Source organism: Serratia sp. CY27727 (assembly GCF_052169275.1).
GTDB classification, from domain to species: Bacteria; Pseudomonadota; Gammaproteobacteria; order Enterobacterales; family Enterobacteriaceae; genus Serratia; species Serratia sarumanii.
This window is the reverse complement of record NZ_JBJNLB010000004.1, coordinates 176138-192812: the sequence shown is the minus strand read 5'-3', so window position 1 is coordinate 192812 and position 16675 is coordinate 176138. Positions and strand designations below refer to the sequence as shown.

Genomic DNA, 16675 nt, shown 5'->3' with positions numbered 1-16675 from the left:
GTCGAAAAACCTTATAAAACAGTTTAAATAAACATCGTTCCTTGGAAGTTAATTAAAAGATCGATGTTTATTTCACTGAAAGCCACCTATGATGTTGGCAATAATCGTTTTTACTGCTTGATTATCCATAATTATGAAGAATGTAATCACTAAACTGTGGAAAGCTGGTGAGTTACCGATTAAAAATGCTCTGTATTTTTCAGATGGTAGAGCTGAGTTGATCGATATCATATCCTACCCCACGCCTAAAGTATCTAAATCGGGATGTTTCGATTCTTGTGAGTTCTATGAAAAAATAAAGATGAAATCACTACTATTGATGTAATAAAGAAAATTAATTTGAGTTGTGGTGGATACTTATGTTTAGGGGAGGGGAGCTATGGTTCAGAAGGTTGTATCGCTTATTTGGTTCGCGAAGAAAAACTGGTTTGGGTTATTTACTCGGAAAACTCCAATCCCTTCGTTTCTGCAACCATATTACATGATTCAACGATTACTGTAGATTCAAGTGCTGGATTCCGACTGAAGGTCAATGTGCTAAAACCTGAGGAAATGGTGATAGTTTGATTGCTGAAGGTGCAGGCATTGAATGAGGAAATAAAGAACATGGAGGATTACCATGAGGTTTTTTATCGGTGATGACGGTTATCCATCTATAGAAGCCAATAGTGATTATAGGATACTAGCTGACTTTATAATGGATGATATCCAAAGAAGTTTTTATGGTGTCAATGAGTTTATTGAAGCCTGTAAATTTGTGAGGTCCGGAGTCCTGCCTTTTTGGGAGGAGACGGGAAACTCTCATACTATAACTATTAAACCTAATGGCGTGGAGATTTTTAATGAATACACCGAGGAGTCTATGACTGTTTCAAGTATAGATGAGTTTGAGGGGCGCCTTGAACAATGGAAGAGTTTATTTTTTAATATGGGTGATTTTTCAAATGAAACTAAATAAAGAAAATGAGAGAATAGTTCTATCTGGCCATGAAGCAATGGACATATTGTCTGAGGTTGAGTTTATTTTGATATCATTGCGGAACATTGCACGGCATTATTATACCGATGCAAGTGGGGAGGTAAGTCAGAAGGTGAGAAATGCATATTGTGAGGAAACTACGCAGTTTATTGATAAAAATAATGTTACTGGCCGCTTATCAAAAGTAAGAGGGGTTATTTCTGAAAAGTTTAGTCATGAATTAGGGCTGGATGATATGGATGATATAGAAAGGGAAATGGAGAAAATCATTTATTGGGAGAAACCGTTGACGAATGATGTTTAAATCTATTTGAGAAAATACTTTATGAAATTTATTGATGACAATATAATCAATGAGTGGGTTTCCCAGCATTATGCTACGATTAACCTTTCTCTATCTATGGCACTATTTGATAAATTATCCGCTCTACCTTGGATAGCTGGGCATCTGGATTTTTCAAAATTAAATCACAGATTGATAAATGTGCAGGAGATGCTAGATAATGACGATGAAAATCAATGTGTTAGAATAAGTGAGTGGTTAAAAGGCAGTACATTTGAAAAGTGTTCACACGTATTGTTTTGGTATGGAAAGGTTAACCCTTGTGTGATCTGTGAAACTAGCTTTGGGTTGAGTAACATTGATACTGCATATTGGGGTGTTCCTGGTTGGAACTACATATTTAGCTGTGATTTTGAAAGTAATGACGTTAAATTGAATTGTGATAATATTTTATCCTTTGATGGAGCTAATCAGTTGGTATTATTAATGCAATAATTTCAACAAAAAACTCTTTAAAATTAACCCCCGCTAGCTGAACTTCTTTCAGCGAGAGATAATTACTGAGCCTCATTAGGGCAAGCCGAATAGACAGATAAAACCACTCCCTCCAACCTCTTACCCCCCAAACTAAATACCCAATGTACCGTTAATCAGGGTGCGGCAGTGCCCGCCGATCCAGGGTTCGCCGTCAATAAAGTGCACGCTCACGCGGCCATCTCGATTCAGTTGGGTGCCCTGGCGCACCTGGTAGCCCTGTGCGGTCTGGCCGCCGTCGGGAAAGCGGCTGGCCTTCAATAAGCGCGCCAGGCAGGCGTTGGCGCTGCCGGTCACCGGATCTTCAATCAAGGCGCCGCATTCCACCATAAACGCGCGCATTTCGTAATCGGCCGGTTCGGTTGCGGAGCAGGCGCCATAAATCACCACGCCATCCACATCACACGCCGTTTGCAACCGTTTAATCGTGGCCTGATCCGGCGTTACCGCCAGGCAGGATTGTGCGTCCGGCAAGCGCACCATCAGCCAGCGAATGCCCATCTCGGCAATCACCGGTAGGGGGCCTCCTTCAATCACCGCGGGCCGTAAAGCGGCCATCAGCCGTTCTGTTTCCTCAGTCGCCATTGGGCGGAGCTCAACTTCGGGTGCGGCGAACGCCAATGTACCTTCCGGCAGGATATCGACCGCCACCAGGCCGACGCCGCATTCCTGCATCACCGTCCCAGGCCGTTTAGGCGTCAATCCGGCTTCCAGCAGGGCGTGGGCGGTGCCCAGCGTCGGGTGGCCGGCGAAGGGCAGCTCTTTTTCGGTGGTGAAAATGCGCACCTTATAATCCGCCGCCGGGTGCGTCGGTTTAAGCACAAAGGTGGTTTCCGAAAGGTTGGTCCAACGGGCCAATGCCAGCATTTGCGCGCTGCTCAGCCCCTCGGCCTCCAGCACCACCGCCACGGGGTTGCCCTGCAGCGGCGTACGGGCAAACACGTCCACCTGTTTGTAGGCGCGGGGTGTCACATCATCACTTCTGAGCATTGGCCATCATCCGTTATCAACAAAACCTGATGATAACGATATTCGCCAATGGCTTCAAAGGGTTGAGTTTTGTTTCGCGATACCTGGCCGTCGCCATTTCAGCCCCGGCTTGGCGAACATCACCAGGTTGCCCAGTAGGATCAGGCACAGGCCCAGCACGGCGTTGAAGTGCCACTGATAGCCTTCGTAGATCGTTGAGATGGTCAGCGCTACCAGCGGGAACAGCAGGGTGCTGTAAGCCGCCGCGCTGGCGCCGATGCGGCCGAGCAGGCTGAAGTAGGCGGCGAAGGCGATCACCGACCCGAAAATCGCCAGGTACAGCAGGGAGCCGATATAGCGGCTGCTGAATTCGATCTGGAACGATGCGCCCTGCGCCAGGGCGATCAGCGCCATCAGCAGCGCGCCGTAGGTCATGGCGTAGGTGTTGGTGGAAAAGATATCCAGCCCGCGGCGCTGATGGCGCGTGCTGATCATGTTGCCCAGCGAGAAGCCGTAGGTGCCGAGCGCGCTCAGGCCGATGCCTTTGAGCAGCTCCGGCGCCATGCGGGTGGCGGCCAGATCTTGCCAAAACAGCGCCACGATGCCGGTCAAACCCAGCAGCGCCGCCGGCAGCAGGTTGGGGCTGGGACGCTGGCGGAAAAACAGCAGGCTGTTGAGGGCGTTGAACAGCACCGCCATCGAGAAAATCACCGATTCCAGCCCGCTGCTGATGTAGGCCGCCGCGTGGTAGAAGCAGAAGAAGTTGAAGCCGAACACGCAGCAGCCCTGCAGCACGCAGAACAGATGATCGCGCGGGGCGAGGCGGCGCAGGCGGCGTGTTAGCAACAGCACGGCGAACATCACCGCGGCGGAAATGGCGAAGCGGTAAGCAATCGATACGGGAATGGCCACCGGGCCTTCCTGTTGCAGGGTGATCGCAATCCAGGTGGTGCCCCAAATCAGCACTACGGCGAGGTACAACAGCGCATTCATTCTATTTGTTACTCCGAAAAAACCGATGGCGCAGTATCCGCTTTGGCGCGCGGCGGCGCTTGCAGCGCTTTGCGCCCAGTTGCATATTCTTGCGCTTTTTTTGCCAAAAGCGCGGGGCGGCGGCTGGTATGCGGCGGCGCCACTCTTTACACTGTCTGCATGTCGAACAACGGGGCCGGCGATGTCCAACTATCAGGCGTTTGAAACACTGCGTGAGCACAAGGCGCGGCTGCACGGCAGCGTGCTGCTGGGCACCGGCGTGGAGCTGGCCGCCTGGTCCAACTGCAACGATCGCGTCACGCAGGAAAGCGCCGACCACCATACCCTGAGCCTGTACGTCGCCGACGGCTATGAGTGCTACCAGCAGGTGCCGGGCGGCTGGCGCAACGGCGGCGGGCCGGATCGGTTCTGCATCATGCCGCGCCAATACGCCTCCACCTGGGACGTGCGCAGCGATCTGTCGTTCGTGCACCTGTATTGCACCGACGGGCATCTGCGGCAGCTGGCGGAGCAGACCTGGGATCGCAGCCCGGCGGCGATCAACGTAGAGCCGCGCAGCTTCGGCGAAGATCCGCAGATCACGCTGCTGTATCGCCAGTTTTTGCTCAACTGCGACTGGCGGGACAGCGCCAATCTGCTGGCGCTCAGCAGCGCGTCGAACCTGCTGATGTCGCATCTGATCCAGCGTTACAGTCAGCTGCAGTGGAAGCTGCCGCAGGCGCGCGGCGGCCTGGCGCCTGCAGTGGCCAGGCGGGTGCGGGAATATATCGAAAACCACCTCGATCGGCCTTTGCTGTTGGCGGATCTGGCGGCGCAGGCCGGGTTGAGCGAATACCATTTCGCCCGCATGTTCAAGCACGCCACCGGGCTGGCGCCGCACCAGTTTGTGATGCGCGCCCGGCTGCAGCGGGCGGAACGGCTGCTGCGGCACAGCCAACAGCCGATCACCGAGATCGCGCTGGCGTGCGGCTTCAGCTCCGCCAGCCACTTCAGCAACCGCTTCAAGGCGGCCTATGGATTTGCTCCGCTGCAGGTGCGGCTGGGGCGCTAACCGGAAGGGAGAGCAGCATGGATCAACAATTTGCCGGGCTGGGCGTGTTGTTTGTCGCCGGATTCGGGCCCATCACGCGTGAGAGCGACGAGAGCAAGGCGTTTTATGTCGAGGCGCTGGGGCTGCCGCTCAAGCCGATGCCGGGCAACGAAACCTATCTGCTGTCGGAGCAAGGCGCGCTGGACGGCGTGAAGCATTTCGCCCTGTGGCCGCTGGCGCAGGCGGCGCAGTCCTGCTTTGGCGACGATCGCTGGCCGGCGGATCTCGCGCTGCCGCAGGCGTGGATCGAGTTCGACGTGGCCGACATGGCGGCCGCCACCCAGGGGCTGATCGATCGCGGTTATCGGCTGTTGGTCGCCAACCGCGAAGAGCCGTGGGGGCAGAGCGTTACCCGTTTGCTCAGCCCGGAAGGGTTGCTGGTCGGCGTCACCTATACGCCCTGGCTGCGTTAAACGCCACGCCGTTCGCCGCCGCCTTTCGGGGGTGGGCGGCTTAAGAACAAATACGCATTAGCTTAAAGCGATCTGCGCTATAGACCCATCGAATCTCCGAGCAGTTTCCCTTCCTGAAAGCAGAAATTCCGTTCATTGCGTAAAAACCAATGGCCAGAACGCGCTATTGCCATGCCATTCCGCGGCGATTTTTCGCCGTCTTTTTTCGCCGCCAGGTGCCTGATAGGAATAGAGATTATTCTTATATTTCTGGCCACCGCCAAGTGATGATAATGATTCTCGTTTTCAACCACGGAAAGGAGAAGGAACGATGAAAACAGTGAAGAGAACGGGCATCGCGCTGGCGATAGCCCTGACTTTCCCCCTCGCATTAGCCGCCGCTACGGCGGCGCAACCCTCCCTGACTAACAGTAAGGCGGCAACGATGACGGAAAAACACGGGCAGTTCATTGCGGTCGGTAAAGTGGTGCAGGTGACCTTCGGCGATTTCGCCTTCAAGCTGGATTTTACCGATGACAAGACCATGACCTTCACCGGTATCGGCGAGGCGTCGCAGGGCATCACCGATACCGTGCAATACACTGCGGTGGAGATCCGGCCAAAGGTCTATATGGTCTATTGGCACGAACCTCAGTCCGGCGACAACGTGACGCATATCGAGGACTTTGAGCGCGGCGAGGTGTACACCAACATCGCCGCCAAGGACGGCAGCTTCACCCATCTGAAAGGGCAGCTGAAAATCGTAGGTCACTCAGGAAAATAAGGAGCAGTTATGAAAAAGGCATTGATCACCTGTGCGATCGTCGGCGGCTTGCTGGCGAGTTACCCGGCGCTGTCGACGGATCAGGCGGCGTCTGACAAATCGGCCGGCAAAGGCGGTTATCATCATGCTCAGCAGAAGCTGAAGGTGGTGGAAGACCTGTACGCGGGCTTTTTCAATCGCCACGACATCGGCGTGGCGCAGAAGCTGATTGTGGAAAACTACAAGCAGCATAACCCGTTCGTCGGCGACGGCATCAAGCCGTTCCTGGATTTCTTCAGCCAGACCTTTAAAGACAATCCGCAGTACAGCGCCAAAATATACCGCAGCGCGGTCAACGGCGATTTGGTCTACGTTCACGTCAAATACCAAAATAACCCGCAGGATCGCGGTACCGCCAGCGTGGATATTTACCGGGTGAACGATCAGGGGAAAATCACCGAGCATTGGGACGTCAATCAGGATGTGCCGGAAAAATCGGCCAACGACAATACCATGTTCTGATCCGCAAGGGCCGCTGCGGCGGCCCTCAACACACCCGCAACACTTTATTTACTTACATAAATACCAAACGATCGCCGCGTCGAGTAGGCTACGGCCGCCTTTGGCAGTGGTGGCACGGTTGATGGGCGTCATTGTCCCGCCACTGCTTGAGGCGTTTCCCCGCATTCCCCGTTATCCCGCGCGTTGGCTCTCCACTTTTTTGAACTGATGGCGCAGCTGCAGCGCATTGCAAAGCACCAACACCGCCGTCACGGCGAACACCCAGCGGAACCCCATCATCGCCGAAATGCCCGACCCCAGCAGCGGGCCAACCACGTTGCCCAGGTACATAAAGGATTGGTTATAGCCGAAGATGCGCCCGGTCACCTGATCGGAGGAATACTTCAGCAGCAGCGCCTGCACCGCCGGCATCAGCGCGCCGTCGGCGAAGCCGAGCAGGAAACGCAGAATGCCCAGCTGCAGCGGCGTATTGACCCAGGCCATCACGGCGAACAGGCCGGTGGTGAACAGCAGCGCGGCGATCAGGATGCGCGCGGTGCCGATGCGATCGCCGAGCCGCCCGAGGCGCGGCGCCGAGATCAGCGCTGCAATGCCGGGCACGGCGGCGATCATGCCGCTGACAAAGGCGATATTGCTGACGTCGCCGGACAGCTCGCGGATGAACAGCGTCAGGATCGGGCTGATGGACGAGTTGGCCAGCTGGATCATCAGGGTGCAAACGAACAGGGTGAGGATCAGCGTCGGATAGGGCAGCGAACGGAACACCGCCTTGCCGCTCAGCTGATCCGCTTTTTTCACCGTGATGCGCCGCTCTTTAATCAGGAACAGCGTCACCAGGAAACTGACGAACATCAGCCCGGCGGTGACGAAAAACACTACCCGCAGCCCCAGATGGTCGGCCATCAGCCCACCCAGCAGCGGCCCGGCGATCACGCCGGAGATCTGCCCGGTAGAAAGCGTGCCCAGCGCCCAGCCGCTTTTATCGCGCGGCACCTGCGAGGCGACCAGCGCCATGGCGTTGGGAATATAGCCGGACGTCAGCCCCATCAGGGCGCGCAGCGCGAACAGCTGCCAGACGTTGGTGGCCAGCCCCTGCAGCGCGATGACGATCGCCATGCCCAGCGAGGCGCGCAGCAGCATCAGCTTGCGGCCTTTGCGGTCGGCCAGGCTGCCCCACAGCGGCGACACCACCGCCGAGACCAAAAAGGTGCCGCTGAACACCAGCCCGGACCACAGGCTGAGGGATTGGTGATCGCTGACGCCGAGCTGTTCGACGTACAGCGGCAGAAAAGGGAGGATTTGGCTCATCGCCAGCCCGGTGAAGAAACACCCGAGCCAGACCGAGATCAGATTGACTTTCCACGCTTCCATCGGCTTACCGTACCACGTTGAATAAGGAGGGATTTATTGAGCAAAATAATAATAACACTGCAAATTAATCGGCGAGAGGCAATGCGTGAGCAAACGTAACCCTGCCGACGCAGTGTCTTTTTGCTATATATTAATAGCTATATTATCATAGGTAACTGGGTTAAGCCAGAGCCGCGCGATCCGGCGGTGTGAAAGCAGAGATAAACTGAACGCTAGATTGATGCCAATGAAAAAAGATCATCCTGAAGACGTGACGCTGCTGCGCACGCAGTTAATGTCGCTGGTGCGCCGTATGCGGCGCGAATCGCGCAGCGACGAAAAATCCTGGGCCCAGCTGATGCTGTTGGGGGCTATCGATCGCCACGGCGGCGAGGCGACGCCGTCGCTGCTGGCGGAATCGGAGCGCATGCGTTCCTCAAACCTGGCGGCCGCGTTGCGTGAGCTGGAGGCCGATGGGCTGCTGGTGCGCACGCCGGATGCCGAAGACAAACGCCGGGTGCGGGTGCGCCTGACGCCCGCCGGGCTTGGCCTGCTGCAGGAGAGCCGTACCCGGCGCGAGGCGTGGTTGCTGGCGGCGATGGAAAACTGTTTAACGGAGCGGGAGCAGGCGCTGTTGATTGAGGCGGGGGCCTTGATGGCGCGGCTGGCGGCGGCGCCATCAACGGAAACGGAATAATCGGCGGGGCGGCCGGTGCGTCGCCCCCGCGGCGAGGTTACGGCATCGGCCAATCGACCGGCATGGTACTGACCACGTCCACGTAGCGATCCCAGGCCGATGACCAGAATTGGGTGAAAGCTTCCAAGGTGAGGTGGATGCCCATCAGGCCCATCACGAACCAGCAGGCGGTAAACAGGCCCAGGCTGCTGAACATGAACGCCATGCCGTTACGGCTGGTTTTACGGCAAACGACGTTTAACTGGCTGGCGAAGAACATCATCACGGCGCTCAGCAACTCCCAGCGCATCATGACTAAACCGGTGGCAATGGTACTCATCGAACTCGATCCTATGTAACAAAAATCCGCATCCGGCAGGGCGCCGACAGGGAAATGCGGGGGAATATCGGGAATATTGTGATTCAGATCACATTATAGCATTGGGGCGAACGGCGGCTCAATGGGAAGCGCGGTGAAAAAAACGCCGCCGGTAACATTCCAATATGCTGAAACAGTTATGCCATTTCATTAGCAACCTTTTCATGGGGCGGTGCGCCCGATAACGCTATGCTTGCCGGCTTTTCAGTTCCCTGATTTTGCGGGGAAATGTGACGCAAAAGGTATCGGCACCGCATGGCCCTGTTAAAAGAAACAATTCGCGACCACTCTGCGGAAGAGAGGCTGTTTATCCGCCGGGCAGGCGTGGCGCTGGCGCTGGTGGTGGTCTGTTTCGGCGCGCTGATCGTCAACCTCTACCGGCTGCAAATCCGCCAGCACGGCTTTTACCAGACGCGCTCCAACCAGAACGACATCAAAATGCTGCCGATCGCCCCCAGCCGGGGGCTGATCTTCGATCGCAACGGCACGCCTTTGGTGCGAAACGTGACACTGTATCGTATCGAGATCACGCCCAGCAAAATCAGCGACATGGCGGCACTGCTGCAGGCGCTGACGCCGATCGTCGACCTGACGCCGGAAGATATCAGCGCGTTTCGCGACGACATGCACCACAACAGCCGCTACAAACCGGTGACGCTCAAAGCCGGGCTGAGCGACACCGAGGTGGCGCGCTTTGCCGTCAATCAATACCGTTTCGACGGAGTGACGATCGATACCTATCAACAGCGTGAATATCCTTACGGCGCCCAGCTGGCGCACGTGCTGGGCTATGTGTCGAAGATCAACGACAGCGATCTCAAACGCCTGGACAAGGCCGGGCTGAGCGAGAACTATGCCGCCGACCGCAACATCGGCAAACAGGGCATCGAGGCCTATTACGAGGCCGAACTGCACGGCACCACCGGCTATCAGGAGGTGGAGGTGGATAATCACGGTCGCGTGATCCGCCTGCTGAAAGAGCAGCCACCGAAGGCCGGCAAGAACATCTACCTGACGCTGGATCTGCCGCTGCAGCAGTACATTGAATCGGTGCTGAAGGGGCAGCGCGCCGCGGTGGTGGTGGAAGATCCGCGCGACGGCGGCATCCTGGCGATGGTTTCCAGCCCCAGCTACGATCCCAATCCTTTCGTCAAAGGCATCGGCTATCAGGCCTATAAGGCGCTGCTGACCAACCCGGATTTGCCGCTGATCAACCGCGTCACCCAGGGCTTATACCCGCCGGCGTCGACGGTGAAGCCCTACATGGCCGTTTCGGCGCTGTTCGCCGGCGTGATAACGCCCACCACCACCTTTTTCGGCGCCCCGACCTGGACGCTGCCCGGTACCGAGCGCCGCTACCGCGACTGGCTGAAAACCGGCCACGGCATGCTCAACGTCACCAAAGCGATCGAGGAATCCGCCGACACTTTCTTTTATCAGGTGGCGTATGAAATGGGCATCGATCGTATCCACCACTGGCTGAGCCAGTTCGGCTACGGCCAGTCCACCGGCATCGATCTGAACGAAGAGTACCGCGGCGTGCTGCCGAGCCGCGACTGGAAGCTGAAGGTGCACAAAAAAGGGTGGTATCAGGGGGATACGGTTTCGGTGGGCATCGGCCAGGGGTATTGGGTGGCGACGCCGATCCAGATGGTGAAAGCGCTGACCACGCTGATCAACAACGGCCAGGTGAAAACGCCGCACCTGCTGTATTCGCTGCAGCAGGACAACCGGGTGACGCGCTACCCGCCGCCGGCGAAAACGGCGCAGATCGGCGATCCCCATTCGCCTTACTGGGGCATCGTGCGCAATGGCATGTACGGCATGGCCAATCTGCCGAACGGCACCGGGTACAAGCTGTTCCACACCGCGCCGTATCAGATCGCCGCCAAATCCGGCACTTCGCAGGTATTCAGCCTGAAGCAAAACCAGACCTACAACGCCAAAATGATCCCGGTGCGGCTGCGCGATCACATCTTCTATACGCTGTTCGCGCCTTACAAAAAACCACGGGTGGCGATGGCGCTGATCCTGGAAAACGGCGGCGGTAACGGCGTGGTGGCGGGGCCGACCGCGCGCGCCATCCTCGACCATATTTTTGACCCGGCCAACGCGCCGCAGCCCGGCGATGCGGGGCAAAGTAAACCGCAGTTAAACGACAGTGCCGATGTGCAACGGTGAGGCGGTTTGTTTTTACTTTCTTACAAACTGCAATCTCCTGACCATTTCCGGCAAGGTAGACTGAAATAACACCATAAACCGAATAAAAACGCAGGGTTAACACAACAGTGGCGCCATCGACCAAAAAAAGCGGTAAAACCTATTCCACAGTTCGTTTCGGCTGGATTTGCGCCGGCATGCTGGTCTGTTTTTTTCTGTTGGCGTTCAGGGTCGGTTACCTGCAACTGCTGGAGCACCAGCAGCTGGCGGATCAGGCCGACCAGCGTTCGATCCGCACCCAGGTGGTGCCGACCAACCGCGCCATGATCACCGATCGCAACGATGAGGCGCTGGCGGTCAGCGTGTCGTCCAAAGACATCGTGCTGGATCCGAAGCATATTCTCGATTCCCAGACCGACACCGGCAACGAGCGCTGGCAGAGCATGGCCAACGTGCTGAAGATCCCGCTGGCGGACGTGCAGCATCTGATCCAGAGCAACGCGCACAAGCGTTTCGTCTATCTGGCGCGCAAGGTGGAGGACGACAACGCCGCCTACATCAGCAAACTGCACCTGACCGGCGTCAGCACCGAGCAGGATTTCAGCCGCTTTTATCCGATGGGCCAGGACGCCGCCGGGCTGATCGGCATCGTCGGCCAGGACAACCAGGGGCTGGAGGGCATCGAGCTGGGCTTCAACCCGCTGTTGCAGGGCAAAAACGGCCTGCGGGTCTATCAGAAGGACGGCAGCGGCGCGGTGATCGGCGTGCTTAAAAGCGTGGATCCGGTGCCGCCGCCGAACGTGACGCTCAGCATCGACAAATTTATCCAGTACGTGCTCTATGCGCAGATCCGCGACGGCGTGGTGGCCAACCAGGCCGACTCCGGCTGTGCGGTGCTGGTCAAAATCGACACCGGCGAGATCCTCGGCATGGCCAGTTACCCGTCGTTCAACCCCAACAACTATGCCGGCACCCCGGCGAAAGACATTCGCAACGTGTGCAGCAGCGACAGCTTCGAACCAGGCTCGACGGTGAAACCGGTGGTGGTGATGGTGGGGCTGGAACATAAGCTGATCCGGCCGGATACGGTGCTGGACACCACGCCGTATCGGGTGAACGGTCACCTGATTAAAGACGTCGGCCACTGGTCGAAGCTGACCATCACCGGCGTGCTGCAAAAATCGAGCGACATCGCGGTATCGCACATTGCGCTGGCGCTGCCGGCCACGGTGCTGCCGGCGGTCTACCGCAGCTTTGGCCTGGGGCGGCCGACCGAGCTCGGCATCGGCAACGAGAGCAGCGGCTATCTGCCGCAGCATCGTGAACGCTGGGCCGATATCGAACGCGCTACCTTCTCCTTCGGCTATGGGCTGCGCGTGACGCCGCTGCAGATGGCGCGCGAGTACGCCGCGATCGGTTCCTTCGGCATTTATCGGCCGCTGTCGATCACCAAGGTGACGCCGCCGGTGATGGGACAACGCATTTTGCCGGCGGATACGGTACGCTCCGTGGTGCATATGATGGAGAGCGACGCCTTACCGGGCGGCAGCGGGGTGAGCGCCGCGGTGCCGGGCTACCGGCTGGCGATCAAAACCGGTACCGCCGAGAAAATGGGCCCGAGCGGCAAATACGACGGCGGCTACATCAACTACACCGCCGGCGTGGCGCCGGCCAGCGATCCGCAGGTGGCGCTGGTGGTGATGGTCAACAACCCGAAAGCCGGCAAGCACTTCGGCGGTTCGGTGGCCGGGCCGGTGTTCGGCAAGATCATGGCCCAGGTGTTGGAGCACATGAATATTCTGCCGGACGCCCAGCCGCTTAACGTGGTGTCGTCGGTCAAGGGGTAACCGATCTGCAGGCGCTTCAGCGCCTGCAGATCGGTGTTCACCAGCCCGGCGTCGCGGGCGAACAGCGCGTCGACCATGCCCGGCTGGCGGCGATGCTTCAGTGTAGATCCCGACGCGTTCAGAAGTAGTAACCGATGTTCACGTTGGTGCGGAAATACCATTTATTGCTGCCGGAGGATTGGGTGCCGGTCCAGCCGGTGGCGTTTTCCACGCCGCCCCACGGGTTGGCGTTCTGCGCCCAGGTCAGATCCACCCACAGCATCACCGGCATGGCGAACACCTGAACCCCCAGCGTGTTCATTTTGGAATCTGAGCCGCCGTGCCTGTCTTTCCATAGCACGCTGTAGTCGTTGTAGAACCGCAGCTTTTTCACCGGCCCCCAGGGCACGTCGACGTCGCGCGCCAGGTTGATGGCGGCGGTGGTGGCCTGCGACGGGATCAGATAGGCCGGTGTCAGGCCGTTGCCCCCCATCAGGATCACCGAATTGTTGGCCCCGGCCGGGCCTTTGGCGTCGTAACCGTAGCGGATCACCTGGCCGGACAGATGCCAGGGATCGTAATTCACCAGCGTATGTAAACCCGCCGCCCAGAAGCTGCCGTTATCGCCGGTCGCCTGGTTATAGAGCCGCGAAGCCGCCAGCGAACCGCCGAGCTCATTGTCCCAGCCGCCCTGATGGAAAGCGCGCGTCAGCCGCAGGTTTACCTGATCGCGTTTTTCGTTGCGCTGCAGGTGCTGTGACGCATAGTTGGTGTTTTTCAGATCGTCGTAGCTGGCGACGTCGGGGGCGTAACGCACGCCGGTCGGCATCATGCGCGGGTAGTAGGCGGCGTCGAAGGCCCAATCGTCATGCTGATATTGGTATTTGGCACCCAGCCCGGTGTTGACGCCAAAGCCGAGGTAAAACGGAATGCCGTACGACCAGCCGAACTGCGGGTAGGGCATCAGGCCGAACGGTTTGAACGGCGCGCCAAGCTGCACGGCGGAACGTTCAGACAGGTGGTAACCGACATAGGCGCGGTCGATGGCGTATTTGCGTCGATCCTGAAACCAGAATCCGCTATCGAAAAACGCGTTGTTTATCTGGCCGGCGGCATCGATGCGAAAGGCGTCAAAGCGTAAATGCGGCGGATTCCGATAATTGCTGCTGTGCCAGTCTTCATAGCGATAATTGGCGCGCAGCGCGCCGCCGATATCAATATTCTTTTTATTATCCTCGCTTTGCCAATGAATATGCGGCAATGCCGGACGGCTTTTTTTTACCGGTGCCGCGGTGGCGGCAGCGTCGTTGGGCAATGCGGCGGTGGCCGCATAACTCACTGGTGAAACAAGAAAAAAACAAAGCGTGATCGTGCGCATGCCTGGCCCCTGATGAAAGTAGACTGTTTATTAAGGCGAGCGAGTTTCACCTGTGAACAGGGCATTTACGCTCATTGGTTTTATATTTGAGACGATTTTATTGTGCGTTTCATATATTAAATTCAGCGTCGGTTAATATATGAAACTTTGTTTCTTGTTTAATGGAAAAACTATAAATCCGGTATTAAACAAGTCAAGAAATAAAAATGAGAGTTGACGGGCAATACCGATTATTGGGCGCCTTGGCCTGCGGGGGCGACGCAAAGCAGGCTGAAATATTAGTGTCATCAATGCCCGTTAGACTCGCGGCATCCTGGTATTACTGACTAAAAATCATGAACATAAAACTGACACTGGGCCGCAGGGTAAAATCTGCGGCAGCGCTGCCGCGCGCGTTTGGCTTCGGCAAGAGCATGGGCTTATTAAGCGGCGTAATTTGCGTTATCGCGCTATTTTCTCTGCTGCAATTGTTTTCCACCGTATTTATTTCCAATATTCTGCGCGACGCCAAGGTTAACCTGGTGACGGGCGACGCCTTGCATCGCCAGCAGGCGACGATGGATCGCGCCAGACTGTCGCTACTGACGGCCAGCGACACCCTGAACCGTGCGGGCATCTATTATCTGCAGGACAAAGCCACCGGCTCCGACGGCAGCTGGCACAGCCTGCTGGATGAGTCGTTGGCGGCGCTGCAGGCTTCAGAGCAGGCCTTTGCCCGGTTCGAGCGCTTGAGCGCGGATGCGCCGGAAGCGCCGGGTGCCCTGCAAGACAGCTATCGCCTGTTCTATGACGGCCTGAAAGAGCAGGCGCAAGGATTGCAGGGCAACAGCATCGATGCGTTTTTCGCCGTGCCGATCCAGGCGTTTCAGGCGGATTTCAACGAGAAGTATCTCGCTTACCAGGCGCTGAATGAACGGCGTGGCGATGACGTCAACGTGCGGCAGTTGGCGGCGCTGGAGCAGGCCAAAACCTTTGCGCTCGGCGCGTTGGCCGCGCTGGCGCTGATCGCCGTGGGCGTTTGGTTCGGCGTCTCTCGCTGGGTGATCGCACCGCTGCGGCAGGCGATCGCGCACCTCAACGTACTGGCCGCCGGCGATCTTTCGCGGCCGCTGCCGCCTGGGCGCGCGTTCAACCGTGAGATGCGTCAGCTGCAGACCAGCATTGGCCATATGCAGGGCGGCCTGCAGCGCCTGGTGAGCGAGGTGCGCGATGCGGCGGGCGGGATCCTGAACGGCGTCGGGCGGCTGGCGGACGGCAATCGACAGTTGACGGCGCAGTCGGCGAAGCAGGACGGCGAATTGCAGTTGGCGACCGAGCACGTGCGGCAACTGGCGGCGCGGGTGGAAGAAAACGGCCAATATGCGCAGCAGGCCAGCCAACGAACCGAACAGGCCCGGCAGTGCGCGGGCGCCGGTGAGCGGATGATGCAAACCGTCAATGTTTCGATGCAAGGGATCGTCAACCAATCGGCCGAGATGCGCGGCATCGTCGCGCTGATCGACAGCGTGGCGTTCCAGACCAATATTCTGGCGCTGAATGCGGCGATCGAGGCCGCGCACGCCGGGGGGCACGGCCGCGGCTTTGCCATCGTGGCCAAAGAGGTGGGCCTGTTGGCGCAAAAGAGCAGCCATTCGACGCGCGATATTCAGCAGTTGATCAACCGTTCGCTGCAGCAAATCGATCAAGGCTCGCAGGCGGTCGATCTACTGACGGGCAACCTGCGCCAAATTATCGATCTGGTGAACAAATGCAGTGCGCTGATGGGGGACATTTCCCTGGCGTCGCTCAATCAGGGGGAAAGCATTCAGGGCGTGACGGCGCGCATCGCGGCGCTGAATCAGGTGGCGCGGCAAACCGGCACGGTGGTGAACGCGGTGACCGAGGCTTCGCAGCGGTTACAGGGCGAGTCGGAACGGTTAGAAAAAGCGATGGCGCGCTTCAGGCTGCCGGCGTAATAAATAACCACGCCGCAGATTAATGAATAATAAAGCTGCGTTTAACGTTATTTATTATTTTCCCTCACTGAGGGAATTTATCGCGATAAAAAAAACAGGCCGGCGCTTATGGGTTAAAAAAGCGCCGGCCTGCAGAGATTATTTTAACCGGATGATTAACGGCCGGTCTGGTGGCCGATAATGCCGCCCAGCGCTGCGCCGCCAAGGGTGCCCAGCGTACTGCCGTCGGTCAGCACAGCGCCGCCGACGGCGCCCACGCCCGCGCCGATCGCCGTGTTGCGATCGCGCTTGGACATATGCCCGCATGCGGTAACGGAAAGCGTTGCCATGACCACCACCAACACACCTGCGGCACGTTTAATATTCATAATGAGTTCCTGGTAAATTGACTGATTAATGGATTAAAAATAATCCGATTAACCTGCC

Annotated in this window: 17 protein-coding genes; 11 read left to right on the top strand and 6 right to left on the bottom strand. The window is 57.5% G+C overall.

The genetic code is table 11. From position 1 onward, the window contains the following. Window positions 1-619 precede the first annotated feature (619 nt). The 3 genes from ACJ8HB_RS13450 to ACJ8HB_RS13440 are packed head-to-tail and all read left to right on the top strand — an operon-like array spanning window position 620 to window position 1757. Window positions 620-958, top strand: a complete 339-nt coding sequence (locus ACJ8HB_RS13450; protein WP_052133435.1) for a hypothetical protein — start codon at window positions 620-622, stop codon at window positions 956-958. Continuing rightward, window positions 945-1283, top strand: coding sequence for a hypothetical protein (locus ACJ8HB_RS13445; protein ID WP_047567575.1), 339 nt, complete (start codon window positions 945-947; stop codon window positions 1281-1283). The genes ACJ8HB_RS13450 and ACJ8HB_RS13445 overlap by 14 nt, the downstream gene beginning before the upstream one ends. Window positions 1284-1304: 21 nt before the next feature. Continuing rightward, window positions 1305-1757, top strand: a complete 453-nt coding sequence (locus tag ACJ8HB_RS13440) for a hypothetical protein (RefSeq protein ID WP_141240926.1) — start codon at window positions 1305-1307, stop codon at window positions 1755-1757. A gap of 132 nt (window positions 1758-1889) precedes the next feature. Here ACJ8HB_RS13440 and ACJ8HB_RS13435 read toward each other — a convergent pair whose 3' ends face one another. Next, a complete protein-coding gene (locus ACJ8HB_RS13435; protein ID WP_047567572.1) occupies window positions 1890-2786 on the bottom strand; it encodes a PhzF family phenazine biosynthesis protein in 897 nt (298 codons plus the stop codon). A gap of 54 nt (window positions 2787-2840) precedes the next feature. Then, window positions 2841-3758: a DMT family transporter gene (locus ACJ8HB_RS13430; RefSeq protein WP_047567570.1), complete on the bottom strand. Its 918-nt coding sequence runs from the start codon at window positions 3756-3758 to the stop codon at window positions 2841-2843. A 181-nt stretch (window positions 3759-3939) separates the two neighbouring features. On the opposite strand from ACJ8HB_RS13430, the gene ACJ8HB_RS13425 reads away from it, so the two are divergent. The 4 genes from ACJ8HB_RS13425 (at window position 3940) to ACJ8HB_RS13410 (ending at window position 6525) form a co-directional block, all read left to right on the top strand. Then, a complete protein-coding gene (locus ACJ8HB_RS13425; RefSeq protein ID WP_047567568.1) occupies window positions 3940-4809 on the top strand; it encodes a helix-turn-helix domain-containing protein in 870 nt (289 codons plus the stop codon). Window positions 4810-4826: 17 nt separating this feature from the next. Beyond that, window positions 4827-5261, top strand: a complete 435-nt coding sequence (locus ACJ8HB_RS13420) for a glyoxalase/bleomycin resistance/dioxygenase family protein (protein WP_047567566.1) — start codon at window positions 4827-4829, stop codon at window positions 5259-5261. A 310-nt stretch (window positions 5262-5571) separates the two neighbouring features. Further along, the gene (locus ACJ8HB_RS13415) at window positions 5572-6024 is read left to right on the top strand and encodes a MoaF-related domain-containing protein (protein WP_223307156.1); all 453 of its coding nucleotides are present in this window, start codon (window positions 5572-5574) and stop codon (window positions 6022-6024) included. A 9-nt stretch (window positions 6025-6033) separates the two neighbouring features. After that, on the top strand, window positions 6034-6525 hold the full coding sequence (locus ACJ8HB_RS13410; RefSeq protein WP_033648272.1) for a nuclear transport factor 2 family protein: 492 nt from the start codon (window positions 6034-6036) through the stop codon (window positions 6523-6525). A gap of 171 nt (window positions 6526-6696) precedes the next feature. Here ACJ8HB_RS13410 and ACJ8HB_RS13405 read toward each other — a convergent pair whose 3' ends face one another. Then, window positions 6697-7896: a multidrug efflux MFS transporter gene (locus ACJ8HB_RS13405; RefSeq protein WP_039566203.1), complete on the bottom strand. Its 1200-nt coding sequence runs from the start codon at window positions 7894-7896 to the stop codon at window positions 6697-6699. 226 nt (window positions 7897-8122) lie between these two features. On the opposite strand from ACJ8HB_RS13405, the gene ACJ8HB_RS13400 reads away from it, so the two are divergent. Beyond that, window positions 8123-8572, top strand: a complete 450-nt coding sequence (locus tag ACJ8HB_RS13400; RefSeq protein WP_047567562.1) for a MarR family winged helix-turn-helix transcriptional regulator — start codon at window positions 8123-8125, stop codon at window positions 8570-8572. A 37-nt stretch (window positions 8573-8609) separates the two neighbouring features. On the opposite strand, the gene ACJ8HB_RS13395 is transcribed toward ACJ8HB_RS13400, so the two are convergent. Beyond that, window positions 8610-8891 (bottom strand): YjcB family protein, encoded by a 282-nt coding sequence (locus ACJ8HB_RS13395; RefSeq protein ID WP_033634498.1) that lies wholly within the window; start codon window positions 8889-8891, stop codon window positions 8610-8612. A gap of 294 nt (window positions 8892-9185) precedes the next feature. Between ACJ8HB_RS13395 and mrdA the strand changes: the two genes are divergently transcribed. Continuing rightward, window positions 9186-11111: a penicillin-binding protein 2 gene (gene mrdA / locus ACJ8HB_RS13390; RefSeq protein WP_047567561.1), complete on the top strand. Its 1926-nt coding sequence runs from the start codon at window positions 9186-9188 to the stop codon at window positions 11109-11111. 107 nt (window positions 11112-11218) lie between these two features. Next, window positions 11219-12937 (top strand): penicillin-binding transpeptidase domain-containing protein, encoded by a 1719-nt coding sequence (locus ACJ8HB_RS13385; RefSeq protein ID WP_033634500.1) that lies wholly within the window; start codon window positions 11219-11221, stop codon window positions 12935-12937. A gap of 118 nt (window positions 12938-13055) precedes the next feature. Here the strand turns inward: ACJ8HB_RS13385 and ACJ8HB_RS13380 are convergent, their stop codons facing one another. After that, the gene (locus ACJ8HB_RS13380; RefSeq protein WP_033655022.1) at window positions 13056-14294 is read right to left on the bottom strand and encodes a hypothetical protein; all 1239 of its coding nucleotides are present in this window, start codon (window positions 14292-14294) and stop codon (window positions 13056-13058) included. Window positions 14295-14707: 413 nt separating this feature from the next. On the opposite strand from ACJ8HB_RS13380, the gene ACJ8HB_RS13375 reads away from it, so the two are divergent. Continuing rightward, a complete protein-coding gene (locus ACJ8HB_RS13375) occupies window positions 14708-16249 on the top strand; it encodes a methyl-accepting chemotaxis protein (protein WP_170943491.1) in 1542 nt (513 codons plus the stop codon). Between the two features lie 155 nt (window positions 16250-16404). On the opposite strand, the gene osmB is transcribed toward ACJ8HB_RS13375, so the two are convergent. Further along, the gene (osmB, locus tag ACJ8HB_RS13370) at window positions 16405-16617 is read right to left on the bottom strand and encodes an osmotically-inducible lipoprotein OsmB (RefSeq protein ID WP_033648276.1); all 213 of its coding nucleotides are present in this window, start codon (window positions 16615-16617) and stop codon (window positions 16405-16407) included. Window positions 16618-16675 lie beyond the last annotated feature (58 nt).